Below are 12,075 nucleotides of genomic sequence, written 5' to 3' on the forward strand. Positions count from 1 at the left end.
CTCCCCACACCACATCCGAACGGAAACAGCATGAAGACAACGAAGTTCCTCAGCGTCGCCGCGATCGCCGTGGCCGCCACCGTGGCCCTCGCCGGCTGCAGCACCGGCGGCAGCAGCAGCGGGGGCGGATCCGACACCGCGGCTGCCAGCTGCAAGCCCTCGGACGGCAAGGTCACCCTCGACTTCACGACCTGGGTGCCGAACATGGACAAGGTCGTCGCGATCTGGAACAAGGCCAACCCGGACATCCAGGTCAAGGTCTCGATCGTCGCGAACGGCAACAGCGGCACCTACCAGAACTTCTTCAACCAGCTGAAGGCCAAGCAGGCGCCGGACATCGGCCAGGTCGAGTACGACACCCTGCCGGCGTTCCGCGTGCAGGGTGGCCTCGAGGACATCGGCGCGTGCGCCGGCATCAGCGACGCGAAGAAGGACTTCTCCGACGGCCTGTGGAACCAGGTGACCTTCGGTGAGTCGAAGTCGGTCTACGCGGTGCCGCAGGACTCCGGTCCGATGGCGCTGTACTACCGCAAGGACCTGTTCGAGAAGGCCGGCCTCGACGCTCCGAAGACGTGGGAGGAGTACGCCGAGGACGCCGTGAAGATCAAGAAGCTCGGCGGGAACATCACCAACTTCGCCAAGGGTGACGTCAACCAGTTCGCCGGGCTCGTCTCGCAGGCCGGTGGCCAGTGGTTCGAGAACTCGGGCCAGGACTGGAAGGTCAACCTGAACGACGACGCGTCGAAGAAGGTCGCCGACTACTGGCAGGACCTGATCGACAAGAAGCTCGTCAACACCCTGCCGAGCTTCACCGACCAGTGGAACAGCGCCTACGACAGCGGCAAGGATTGGACCTGGGTCTCCGCGGTCTGGGGTGCGAACACCATCTCGAGCGGTGCACCGTCGACCTCGGGCAAGTGGGCCGTCGCGCCGATGCCGCAGTGGAAGTCCGGTGAGACCAAGTCGGCCGCCTGGGGCGGTTCGTCGAACGTCGTCTTCGCGGGCAGCGAGCACCCGGCTGAGGCGTCGAAGTTCCTGGTCTGGCTGAACACCTCGACCGAGGCGCTCTCCGCACTGAACAAGGAGGCCAACCTGTACCCGGCCTCGACCACCGGTGCCGACCTGCCGGCGCTGACCGAGGGGCTCGACTTCTACGGTGGCCAGAAGATATACGAGGAGTTCGCCACCGCGGCGAAGGACATCCAGCCCTTCACCTGGGGCCCGACGATGACGCAGACCTACTCGGACGTCTCCGACGGATTCGGGCAGGCCGCGTCCGGCTCGGGCACGTTGAGCGAGGCGCTCGAGTCCGGGCAGTCGAAGACCATCGCGGCGCTCAAGGCGCAGTCGATCCCGGTCGAGGGCTGACGGACGGCGGCTGACGTCGCGCGGTCCACGCGCTGACAGCGGACAGGAGGCCCGTGGCGGGATCGCCACGGGCCTCCTGTCCGTCTCCGGGTCGTGTTCGGACGCCGTCGCGCGCTCGCAGCGCGCTCGTTCTCCTCGTCGCTACGCGACCGCGATCTCGTTGGGCACACCCGGCAGTTCGTCGCTCGAGGCGACGACCTCGCCGGTGGTCAGATCGACGGCGTGGACCTTCTGCTCGGCGGGGTCGGTGACGTAGGCGACGTCTCCCTCGACCTTCAGGGCCGGGTGGGCGTCCTGCCACTCGGCGGGGCCCTCCCACGCGTCGATCACCGGGTACGACTCCAGCTGTTCGCCGGTGGTCTCGTCGAAGGTGTGCAGGGCGCCGTCGGAGCCGAGCACGACGGCCTCGTCACCGGGGCCGCGGGCCAGGTCGCGGAACGTGAAGCCGACGCCGTCGGGCATGTCCGCGACGGTGTACTCGCCCGAGGCGGCGTCGATCAGGGCGATCTGGTCGAGCAGGTATCCCTCGCTGTCGGGGTCGTCGTTGTAGTCGCCGACCGCGACGGACGAGTCCTCGGTGGTGAACAGGTTGCCGGTGCGGCCGTACTCGGTCGGGGCGTCGATCTTCTCGAACGCGCCGTCGTCGTAGACCAGCGCACCGTCGGTGCACCCGAACACCGCGACCTCGCCCTTGACCGCACCCTCGCCGTGCACGTCGGGGCACTCCTCGGACCGGGCGGTCTCCTCGCCGTCGGCGTCCAGGGCGCGCACGCCGGAGCGGTGCTCCTCGGTGCCGACGGTCGTCAGGAGCGTGCCGTCCTCGAGCTCGATCGCGACGCCGTGGTGGGCGGCTTCGGACGTCGTCGTCTCGACCTCGGGCAGGTCGGCGCCGTCGAGCTCGGTGTGGTCGAACGTCGTCACGTCGCCGGTGCCGTCGGCGAACAGGGCGGTGCGGTCGCCGTGGACGACCGCGTGGCCGCCGGTGTCGGCGGGGAAGACCGCGTCGGTCAGGGCGGGCTCGGCCTGGGTGTCGAGGACCCGGAAGCCCTCGGGCACGGTGACGAGCACGTGGCGTCCGTCACCGGCCGGGTTGACCCGGGTGAAGCCGTCGATCGCGTCGTCGGCCACCACCTGCAGGTCCTCGTCGAGGACGAGCAGGCCGCCGTCGTGGGTCAGGGTGATGCGGGTCCCGTCGGCCTTCGGGGTCGCACTGCTGTCGGACCCGGCGTCGGTGTTCGTGGCGCACCCGGTCAGGGCCAGGGCGGCCGCGCCGAGCAGGGCGGCGGGCCACACGGCCCGGAGCGTCTTCGTGTTCGTCATGTCGCTCACTGTATTGATTCTCATTCTCAATTACCAGCCGACAGGCCGTCGACGATGGCCTCGGTGTTCGAGCGCATCATGCCGAGGTAGGTGGCGGCGTCGCCGTCCTCGGTGAGTGACTCCGTCGCCAGCGGGCGGATCTCGACGTGCAGGTCGACCTCCTCCGCCAGCACCTCGGCCAGTCGCGCGGGCTGCGAGGCGTCGGCGAAGATCGTCCGCACTCCCGCCTCGTCGATCGCGTCGGCCAGGTCGCGCAGGTCGGCGGCGCTCGGGGAGGCCAGGGTGGTCCCGCTCGGGATCACCGCCCCGACGACCCGGAACCCGTAGTGGTCGGCCAGGTACCCGAACACGTGGTGGTTCGTCACGAGCGCCCGGCGTTCCTCGGGCACGGTCCGGAACGCGGTCGTCATCGTGTCGTCCAGGTCGCGGAGCTCGTCCAGGTAGGCATCGGTGCCGGTCGGCTCGATGCCGGCGTCGCGCAGGTCCCGGTCGAGGGCCTCGACCACGTCGACCATGCGGGCGGGGTCGGTCCAGAAGTGCGGGTCGGGGCCGCTGTCGTCCTCGGTGGTCCACTCCAGCGGGTCGAACGCGTCCCCGGCGGTGGAGACCGGCACGCCGTCCTCGGCCGCCGCTGCGACGTGACGGGCGACCCCTTCTTCGAGCCCGATGCCGTTCTCGACCACCAGGTCGGCGCTCCGCAGTCGTGCGGCTTCCTGCGCGGAGACCTCGAACGAGTGGGGGTCGGCGCCCGGGGGCATCAGGACCATGACGTCGGCCTGGTCCCCGACGACTTCGCTGACGACGTCGCCGAGGATGTTCGTGGTCACCGCGACGAGGGGCCGGTCGGAGCCGGCGGTGGTGCACCCGGTGGCGACGAGGGCGACGATCGCGGCGACGAGGCTCGCGGTCAGGGCCCTGGTGCGGGTCACAGTCCGACCTCGGCGAAGGCGACGGGGGCGACGGGGAGCTCGATCGTGCGGGCGACCCGGGCGTCGTCGGCGAAGTCGATCTCGTGCACGGTGCCGTCCGCGGGGTCGGCCAGGTAGGCGCGCTGGGCGTCGAGCTGCAGCAGCGGTGCGGGGTCGTCGGGGCCGGCCTCGAGCAGCGGCTCGGTCGTGGCCACCGTCCCCGTCGAGGCGGTCACGGCGACCACCCGCCCGGAGTCGTCGACCCCGACCACGTGCTCGTCCTCGTCGTCCACCGCGACCACGGCGCGCAGGGGTCGCTCGGTCGGCACGAGCCGCCACGAGCCCTCGCGCACGTCGAGCAGCCAGAAGCCGGTGTCGCCGGCCAGCCCGGCGACCGTGGGACGGCCAGCGCGTGCCGCGAACGCCGTCGGGCGCTCGGCGCCGTCGGGCAGGTCGACGAACGAGGGCTCGCCGGTGTCGTCCACCACGACCGCTCCGTCGGCGCAGCCCACGACGGCACCGGCGCGGGTGACGATCCCGCCTGCGGGGTCGGTGCAGGTCTGCGCGGTGTCGGCACCGTCGATCGCCTCGCCGTCCGTGCCGAGCACGCGGACCGTGTCGCCGTCGGCCGCCACGAGATGCTCGCCCATCGGCAGCAGGACGCTTGCGTCGATCCGTGCGGTCTCGTCGACCTCGCCCTGGCCCAGTGTCTCGCGGTCGAGCACGACGGCCTCGGCCCGGTCCGGCCAGGTGATCGTCGTCATGGTCTCGGACGAGTGCACCGCGACCCGGCCGCCCCCGTCGATGGTGCCCACGACCCGGGGCCCGGCGGCGTAGTAGTGCGTGTGGTCGCCGTGGTCGACCGTCCACGAGCCGCCGTCGACGATCGTCGTGCGGTCGCCGTCGCTCGTCACGAGGAACCGGCCGTCGGTCGCCGAGTGCTCCGGGGCGTCCACGTCGTCGAGTTCGGTGGTCTCCTCGGTGAGCAGGTCGTGCAGCGCGGTCGCGCCGGTCGCCGACACGGCCAGGAGGCGCACCTGGGGTTCCTGGGACTCGCTCGCGCCCGCCACGTAGCCGTGGGGACGGGCGGTGCCGGTCGAGCTGTCGGCCGACGGGGTGCCCGTGGAACAGGCGCTGACGGTGAGGGCCAGGCCGGTGGCGAGGCCGATGGTGGACAGGAGGCGCGCGGGGGCGCGGCTGGTGGTCGAGTGCTTCATGCTCCCTCTCGAGACGGTGCGGCGGATCGTGGTGCTGCCGGTGCGGCCGCGCGCACCGGTGTGGGGATCGGGGTGCGCCGCAGGACGACGACGGCCAGGGCGCGCGAGACCACGACGCCGCCGACGGCGACCGCGGCGATGCTCGCGCCGGCGGCGGTGCCGGCGTGCCAGGAGACGAGCAGGCCGACGAGGACGGCGACGGCGCCGATGCCGGCCCCGAGGACCATCGTCGAGCCCACGTGCCGGGTCCACGCGCGGGCGGCGGCCGCCGGCGCGAGCAGCAGGCCCACGACGAGCAGGGTGCCGACCGCCCGGTACGAGGCGACGACCGCCAGGGTGACGAGTCCGATGAGCACGACCTCGGCCAGGCGTGGGTGCAGTCCGAGCGTCGTGGCCTTGCGGGTGTCGAACGCCAGCGCGGTGAAGGGGCGGTGGAACGCCACGGCGACGGCCAGGGCCACTGCTGCGGCGATCGCGAGGCCGCCGACGTCGGCCCGGGTGACGGCGAGGACGTCGCCGAACAGGATCGCGGTGACGTCGGTGGCGAACGACCGCGAGGACGACACGATGATCACACCGAGCGCGAGCATCCCGACGAACAGCAGGCCGATCGAGGTGTCGTACGACAGTCGGGCACGACGACGCAGCGCACCGACGCCGAGCACCATCACGCCCGCGCTCACCGCGGCGCCGAGCACCGGCGGGATCCCGGTCAGGGTGGCGATCGCGACGCCGGGCAGCATGCCGTGCGAGAGCGCCTCACCCAGGAACGCCATGCCCCGGACCAGCACCCACGTGCCGACCACGGCGCAGAGGACCGCCGCCAGGGAGCCGCCGACCAGGGCGCGCACCATGAAGTCGACGGAGAACGGATCGGTCAGCCAGGTCACGGTCCGAGACGCTACATGAAAACGAGTATCGATACTGATAGCGTGCTCAGGTGCCTGCGACCGAGCCAACCGAGCCGACCGAGCCGACCGAGCCGACCGAGCCCCGAGCCGCCGTCCACCTGGACCGCGTGACGGCCGTCCTCGGCGACCGGACCGTCCTCGACGGTGTGGACGCGGTCTTCCCCGCCGGGGCCGTCACCGCGCTCACCGGACCGAACGGATCCGGCAAGTCGACGCTGCTCGACGTGGTCGCGGACGTCGTGCGGCCGACCGCCGGGCGGGTGACGGGCCTCCCGTCCGACGGCGTCGCCTACGTGACCCAGTCCGTGCCGCCGACCACGCTCCCGCTCACCGTCCGCGCGGCCGTCACGATGGGGCGGTGGCGGCACCGCGCATGGTGGCGGCCGCTCGGACGCGCCGACCGCGCGATCGTCGACGCGCAGCTCGAGCGGATGGCGATCACGGACCTGGCGGATCGGCCCATCGAGGAACTGTCGGGCGGGCAGCGTCAGCGGACGCTCGTCGCGCTCGGGCTGGCACAGCGGGCCGGGGTGCTGCTGGTCGACGAACCGACCGCGGGGGTCGACACCGAGTCGGCGGCGCTCGTGGTCGGAGCGCTCGCCGCCGAGGCGGCAGACGGCGTCGTGGTCGTGCACGCGGCCCACGACCCGGTCGCGATCGCCGCGGTCGACCGCATCGTCACCCTGACCTGACCCTGCGTTCGTCGTGCCGATCCCGCTGAGCACCGGTGTTCGCCGATCGAACCGCGGTCTGCACGTGTTCCGCGCGCGAACACCGGTGTCGTGCGGACCCGGAAGCGGGTCAGGCGTCGAGCGCGCGCCGTGCGGCGGCGACGACCTCGGCGTCGGTGACGAAGTGCGCGGAACCGTCGTCCCCGGCACCCATCGGCACCCCGGCGTGCGTGCTGTCCGCGGCCGGACGCTTGGCCGACAGGTGCACGGCGGCGGCACCGGTGCCGAGCAGCGCGCGGACGTCGGCGGGGGTGACCCCGGCGCCGGCCATCACCTGCACGGGCCCGGCGGCCTCGACCATGCGGGCGATCGTCTCGGCGCCGGCGACCGCGGTGGGCGCGGCACCCGAGGTCAGGACGCGGGTGAACCCGAGCGCCGCGAGCGATCCGGCTGCGGCGACGGGGTCGGTCGCGTGGTCGATCGCACGGTGCAGGGTGACCTCGGCGGTGGCGCTGACCGAGCGGGCGGCGTCCACGAAGCGGCGGAGGGCGTCCTCGTCCAGGGTCCGGTCGGGGCGCAGGGCACCGACCACGACGCCGGCGGCCCCGGAACGCAGGACCGTGCGGACCTCGCGCACCATGAGCTCGACCTCGTCGGGGGTGTGCACGAACCCGCCCGGGCGGCAGCGGACCAGCGCGTGCGCCGGGATCCCGGTCTCGTGGGTCGTCTCGACCAGGGCCTGCGACGGGGTGAGCCCGCCGAGCTCGAGCCCGACGCAGAGTTCGACGCGGTCGGCGCCGCCGTCCCGCGCGGTGATCGCACCCGCCGGTGAGGTGACGGCGATCTCGAGTGCGGCGGTGGTGCTCATGCAGGGGCTCCGAGCGGTTCGTTGGAGGCGGGGACGATGCGGGCGCGGAGGTCCGGTGCCGTCGGGAACACTCGATCGTAGGGGAACATCGGCCGCTCGATCCTGTGGTGCCCGAGGCGCAGCAGGTCCTGGTCGACACCGCCCGGGGTGAGCGCGAGCATCCAGTCGGCGGACATGTCGAACAGCTCCGGTTCGAGGTACCCGATCTTCACGATGACGACGTCCGCCTGCCGCGGCGCCAGGTCGAGGTCGGTGAAGTCGTGCTCGTGGTGGTACGGCTTCCGCAGCTTCGTCAGGATCGCGAAGACGCTGCCGACCTGCAGCACGACCTCGGTCTCGGCGTCACGGTCGCCGTGCTTGATCGCGTGCACCCGCCCGGTCATCGTGATCGGGCCGGCATGCACGTGGTCCACCAATGCTCCGGCGGTCACGGTGATCGTCGCACCGACGCCGGCTTCCACCGCCGCGGCGACCGCGGCCGGCCCGGGCACGCTCGCGTAGATGACGGTCGGGCCGGACGGGTCCTGGAACTCCGGGCGGGCGAGCACCTGCGTCAGCCCCCACGTCATGTCCCCGGAACCACCCGCCGTGGGGTTGTCGCCCGAGTCTGAGACGAAGTACGGCTTCGCGGCGCCCGGGGCGAGCGCTGCGTCGAGGCACTCCTCGAACGTGCCGGTGGGGGCGACGAACACGAAGTCCTCGCGGACGTCCCAGAACGCCCGGGCGAGCCGTTCGGCACCGGCGGCGACGGCGGCCTCGTCCCATCCGGTGACGACGGTGACGGCCTGGTCGCGGGGCTGGTCCGCCCACGCGTACCCGACCCAGATCGCGGCGTCGAGCACGCCCTCGGTCTGCTCGACGAGCGGGACCTGCGCGTACAGGGACTTCGCCGGCTCGAGGCGGGTCGAGGTCTGCTCGCCGGGCAGCAGCACGGGGATCGGGATCCAGGCCTTCACGGGTCGCTGCGCACCGACGGGTCGTTCGGTCAGCACGTCGACGAGGTTCCGGACGGCACGCTCCTTCGTCTCGAGGGTGTCCTCGTGCGGGGCCATCCGGTAGCAGGTGACCAGGTCGACCTGGTGGGCGAGCTCGCGCGTGACGTTGCCGTGCAGGTCCATCGACGCGGACACGATGACGTCGGGGCCGACGACCGCGCGGATGCGGCCGAGCAGGTCCGTCTCGGCGTCGTCGAGTCCCTCGACCACCATCGCGCCGTGGATGTCGTACCAGAGGCCGTCGACCGGACCCAGTGCACGCAACCGCTCCACGATCTCGTCGGCCAGCGCTTCGTACGATGCCCGGTCGACGATCCCGCCGGGCAGTGCGTGCCCGATGAGCGCCCCGCGGAAGTCCGCCCGGTCGGCCATCGTCGCCAGGAACGGGTACCGGGCGACGGCCTCGTCGCCGCGGTCCGGGTGGAACGCGGGTGCGTGGGTCCGGGTCGGCGTGAACGTCGAGGTCTCGATGGCCAGGCCGGCGATGGCGATGACCGGGCGACGGGCACCAGCGGTGCTGGCGGGGGCGGCGGGGGTGACGGGACCGGTCTCAGACACGGACGCTCCTGTTCCTGGTGGTGGACTGGGGGATGGGCGCGGAGAGCTCCTCGAGCGAGGCGGCGAGACCCCGCTGCAGGGCGAACTGGCCGGCGCCGACGAGCCCGGCGTCGGCACCGAGCGACACCGGCTCGATGGCCAGGTGCTGGGTCATCAACGGGTGGCAGCTCTCGTAGAGCTGGCTGCGCACGGCGGCGATGAACGGGTCCAGGGTCGACAGGATGCCGCCCAGGTAGACGGCGTCCGGGTTGAAGAAGTTCACGTTGGCGGCGAGCACCTCGCCCAGGTACCCGCCCGCCATCCGCACGGCGCGGGTGGCCTCGGGGTGCGCGTCCGAGGCGAGCCGGACGACGTCGGCGGTCGAGGCGACCTCGACCCCCGCGTTCGACAGGATCCGGACCAGGGCGGCCCCGGACGCCACCGTCTCGAGGCAGCCGGTGTTGCCGCACGAGCACGGGGTGTCCCCGGCGGCGTCGATCCGCACGTGCGTGATGTCCCCGGCGGCCCCGGTCGACCCGCGGTAGAGCCGACCGTCGATGACGATGCCCGCGCCGATCGCCGAGCCGGCCTTGATCGTGATGGTCTGGCGGCGAGCCGGGTCCTGCACGGTCTGTTCACCCGCTGCCATGCAGTTCGCGTCGTTGTCGACGATCGCCGGCAGGCCGAACCGGTCGCTCAGCCACGCGGCGACGGGGAACCCGTTCCACCCCGGCATCCGGCTCGGCAGGTCCACGACGCCGGCGACGACGTCGACGGGACCGGGCAGGCTGAGCCCGACGCCCCGCAGCCCCTCGCGACCACGGTCGTCGGCCAGCCGCTCGAGCAGCGCGGCCAGGCGCTGGAGCCCGGCGGTCGGACCGTCGGAGAGCGCGAACGGGACGTTCGCGACCGACTCGAGCGCGCCTCCCGGCAGGACCACGCCGATGCGCGCGTGTCCGCCACCGACGTCCGCGGCGACCGCGTACTCGTCGACGCCGCCGATGCGGAGCACCTTGCGGGGTCGCCCGCCGGTCGAGACGTCCGTGCCTTCCTCGGCGAGGATCCCGTGCTCCAGGAGCTGACCGACGACGTGCGAGACGGTCGAGGGGGCGGCTCCGAGCACCTTCGCGATCTCGGTCCGGCTGGCGGCCTGCCCCGACGCGACGAGCTCGAGGACGCGGGCGCTGAGATCGGCCACGACTTTCTCCAATCCGGGCGGAACGGGAGTGGAACACCGGTCGGTGGTCCGTTCTGCCGCGAGCCTACGGGGCGGATCGAGCGGTCCACCCTTTCGTCCGTTCCGCAGTAACGCAGTTTTTACATCGAGATGTTTGTTTTTCCAATCGCTTTGGTCCTTGACTGTCCTCGTGCCGCTCGGCACCCGTGCTCCACCTCCCCGAAGTCCCTCGCACAAGGAGACACCGCATGTCCAAGCCCCGTCGCTGGGCGCTCCTCACCGGAGCTGCGATCGCCGTGAGCGCGCTGCTCGCCGGCTGTTCCGGGGGCGGCAACGCCTCGCAGGGATCGACCGACGAGATCGACTACGCGCTCCCCGCCAACTTCACGCCGAACTGGATCCTGCCGATCGGCACGGCCGCGCACCTCAACACGAACAACGGCTCCATCGCCCAGTCGCTGTACGAGCCGCTCGTCGCGTACGACGGCTCCACCGGCAAGATCGCGTGGAACAAGGCCGGCTCCGTCGCCACCGACGCGCAGTTCGCCGACGACGGCAAGAGCGTCACCATGACGCTCGGCGACCGGCACTGGTCGGACGGCGAGGCGATCACGAGCCGCGACGTCGGCTTCTGGTTCAACCTGATCAAGGCGAACAAGGACCAGTGGGGCTCGTACTCCAAGGGCAAGGCGCCGGACAACTGGACGTCGTTCAAGGCCGTCGACGACACGCACTTCACCATCACGTTCGACAAGGCCTACAACTCGGACTGGATGCTCGCCAACCAGCTGAGCCACATCATCCCGCTGCCCCAGCACGCCTGGGACAAGACCAGCGCGACCGCGAAGGTGACCGACGCCGACGAGACCACCGCCGGCGCGAAGCAGGTGTGGAAGTACCTCAACACCGCCGCCGGCAAGATCTCCGACTACGCCACGGACGACCTGTGGAAGACGATCTCCGGTCCCTACGGCGTCAAGACCTTCACCACGGCCGGCAAGGTCACGCTGACGGCCAACAAGAAGTACGACGGTGGTGAGAAGCCGTCGATCACGACGGTGAACCTGCTGCCCTTCACCACGGCCGACGCCGAGGTGAACGCCGTCCGCTCGGGCGAGGTCGACTACGGGTACATCAACGCGACCGACATGGACCAGGAGTCGTCCTTCACGGCGAAGGGCTACGAGGTCGAGCCGTGGACCGGCTGGGCGATCACGTACATGCCGTACAACTTCAACAACCCCGACATGGGTGCCGTCTTCAAGCAGCTGTACGCCCGTCAGGCCGTCCAGATGTCGATCGACCAGACGTCGCTGTCGAAGGTCGTCTTCAACGGCACCGCAACCTCGACCTACGGTCCGATCCCGCAGGCGCAGGAGTCCGACTACGTCTCCGACGTGCAGAAGTCGAACCCGTACCCGTTCAGCACCTCGAAGGCCAAGGACCTGCTGACCAGCCACGGCTGGGAGGAGCAGGGCGGCACGATGGTCTGCACCGACCCGGGCACGTCCGCCAGCCAGTGCGGCGAGGGTGTCGAGGAGGGCACGAAGTTCTCGATGCAGGTGCTGTCGCAGTCCGGTTCGACCGTGACCGACAACATGATGAGCGCGATCCAGTCCTCGCTCGCGAAGACCGGCATCGACTTCACCATCAAGACCGCGCCGGTGTCGAGCGTGCTGTCGCAGACCCCGACCTGCACCTCGGACGAAGCCAGCTGCGACTGGGACCTGTCGTTCTTCGGCACCGCGGGCAGCTGGTACTTCCCGGCCTACCCGACCGGTGAGTCGCTGTTCCAGACCGGCGGTTCGGCGAACTTCGGCAGCTACTCGAACAAGGAGGTCGACTCCCTGATCGACGCGACCACCACCTCGACCGACGCGACCGCCGTGCAGGACTACAGCGCCGCGGTCGCGAAGGACCTGCCGGTGATCTGGCTGCCGAGCCCCGACTACCAGATCTCGGTCGTCAAGAAGGGCCTGTCCGGGTTCGACCAGGACTCGCTCGCCAACTTCCACCCGGCCCAGTGGAAGTGGACCGAGTAGGTCGCTGACGCGACCACGGCCTGGAGGCGCGGGGCGGGCCCCCCCCCCCCCCCCCCCCCCC

The 12,075-nt window shown here is 71.5% G+C and carries 10 protein-coding genes; 3 read left to right on the plus strand and 7 right to left on the minus strand.

Annotation, left to right across the window (positions count from 1 at the left end):
• The first annotated feature begins 30 nt into the window (after nt 1-30).
• Nucleotides 31-1,368 (plus strand): sugar ABC transporter substrate-binding protein, encoded by a 1,338-nt coding sequence (locus Q9R26_RS16645; RefSeq protein ID WP_311227945.1) that lies wholly within the window; start codon nt 31-33, stop codon nt 1,366-1,368.
• A gap of 141 nt (nt 1,369-1,509) precedes the next feature.
• Here Q9R26_RS16645 and Q9R26_RS16650 read toward each other — a convergent pair whose 3' ends face one another.
• The 4 genes from Q9R26_RS16650 to aztB are packed head-to-tail and all read right to left on the minus strand — an operon-like array spanning nt 1,510 to nt 5,703.
• A complete protein-coding gene (locus Q9R26_RS16650; RefSeq protein WP_311227946.1) occupies nt 1,510-2,688 on the minus strand; it encodes a hypothetical protein in 1,179 nt (392 codons plus the stop codon).
• 26 nt (nt 2,689-2,714) lie between these two features.
• Complete coding sequence (locus tag Q9R26_RS16655; protein WP_311227947.1) at nt 2,715-3,617, minus strand: metal ABC transporter substrate-binding protein; 903 nt, start codon at nt 3,615-3,617, stop codon at nt 2,715-2,717.
• Nucleotides 3,614-4,813: an ABC transporter gene (locus Q9R26_RS16660; protein ID WP_311227948.1), complete on the minus strand. Its 1,200-nt coding sequence runs from the start codon at nt 4,811-4,813 to the stop codon at nt 3,614-3,616. The genes Q9R26_RS16655 and Q9R26_RS16660 overlap by 4 nt, the downstream gene beginning before the upstream one ends.
• Entirely contained in the window at nt 4,810-5,703 is an 894-nt protein-coding gene (gene aztB / locus Q9R26_RS16665) for a zinc ABC transporter permease AztB (protein ID WP_182064314.1), read from the minus strand. The genes Q9R26_RS16660 and aztB overlap by 4 nt, the downstream gene beginning before the upstream one ends.
• Before the next feature lie 50 nt (nt 5,704-5,753).
• Here aztB and Q9R26_RS16670 point away from each other — a divergent pair, with 50 nt between their 5' ends.
• Nucleotides 5,754-6,416, plus strand: a complete 663-nt coding sequence (locus Q9R26_RS16670) for an ATP-binding cassette domain-containing protein (RefSeq protein ID WP_311227949.1) — start codon at nt 5,754-5,756, stop codon at nt 6,414-6,416.
• Between the two features lie 109 nt (nt 6,417-6,525).
• Here the strand turns inward: Q9R26_RS16670 and Q9R26_RS16675 are convergent, their stop codons facing one another.
• The 3 genes from Q9R26_RS16675 to Q9R26_RS16685 are packed head-to-tail and all read right to left on the minus strand — an operon-like array spanning nt 6,526 to nt 9,993.
• Nucleotides 6,526-7,263: a copper homeostasis protein CutC gene (locus tag Q9R26_RS16675; protein WP_311227950.1), complete on the minus strand. Its 738-nt coding sequence runs from the start codon at nt 7,261-7,263 to the stop codon at nt 6,526-6,528.
• The gene (locus tag Q9R26_RS16680; RefSeq protein WP_311227951.1) at nt 7,260-8,816 is read right to left on the minus strand and encodes a M81 family metallopeptidase; all 1,557 of its coding nucleotides are present in this window, start codon (nt 8,814-8,816) and stop codon (nt 7,260-7,262) included. Before Q9R26_RS16680 ends, Q9R26_RS16675 begins: the two co-directional genes overlap by 4 nt.
• Nucleotides 8,809-9,993, minus strand: a complete 1,185-nt coding sequence (locus tag Q9R26_RS16685) for an ROK family protein (protein WP_311227952.1) — start codon at nt 9,991-9,993, stop codon at nt 8,809-8,811. The genes Q9R26_RS16680 and Q9R26_RS16685 overlap by 8 nt, the downstream gene beginning before the upstream one ends.
• A 227-nt stretch (nt 9,994-10,220) precedes the next feature.
• On the opposite strand from Q9R26_RS16685, the gene Q9R26_RS16690 reads away from it, so the two are divergent.
• Nucleotides 10,221-12,014, plus strand: a complete 1,794-nt coding sequence (locus Q9R26_RS16690) for a peptide ABC transporter substrate-binding protein (protein ID WP_182064319.1) — start codon at nt 10,221-10,223, stop codon at nt 12,012-12,014.
• The last annotated feature ends 61 nt before the right edge of the window (nt 12,015-12,075 follow it).

This window comes from Curtobacterium sp. BRB10 (assembly GCF_031844325.1).
In the GTDB taxonomy this organism is placed as follows: Bacteria; Actinomycetota; Actinomycetes; order Actinomycetales; family Microbacteriaceae; genus Curtobacterium; species Curtobacterium poinsettiae_A.

What these genes read in the sequence shown, in the direction of transcription:
- Q9R26_RS16645 (WP_311227945.1), top strand. Translation starts at nt 31, where the DNA reads ATGAAGACAACGAAGTTCCTCAGCGTCGCCGCGATCGCCGTGGCCGCC.
- Q9R26_RS16660 (WP_311227948.1), bottom strand. Translation starts at nt 4,813, where the DNA reads ATGAAGCACTCGACCACCAGCCGCGCCCCCGCGCGCCTCCTGTCCACC.
- Q9R26_RS16675 (WP_311227950.1), bottom strand. Translation starts at nt 7,263, where the DNA reads ATGAGCACCACCGCCGCACTCGAGATCGCCGTCACCTCACCGGCGGGT.
- Q9R26_RS16690 (WP_182064319.1), top strand. Translation starts at nt 10,221, where the DNA reads ATGTCCAAGCCCCGTCGCTGGGCGCTCCTCACCGGAGCTGCGATCGCC.
- Q9R26_RS16650 (WP_311227946.1), bottom strand. Translation starts at nt 2,688, where the DNA reads ATGACGAACACGAAGACGCTCCGGGCCGTGTGGCCCGCCGCCCTGCTC.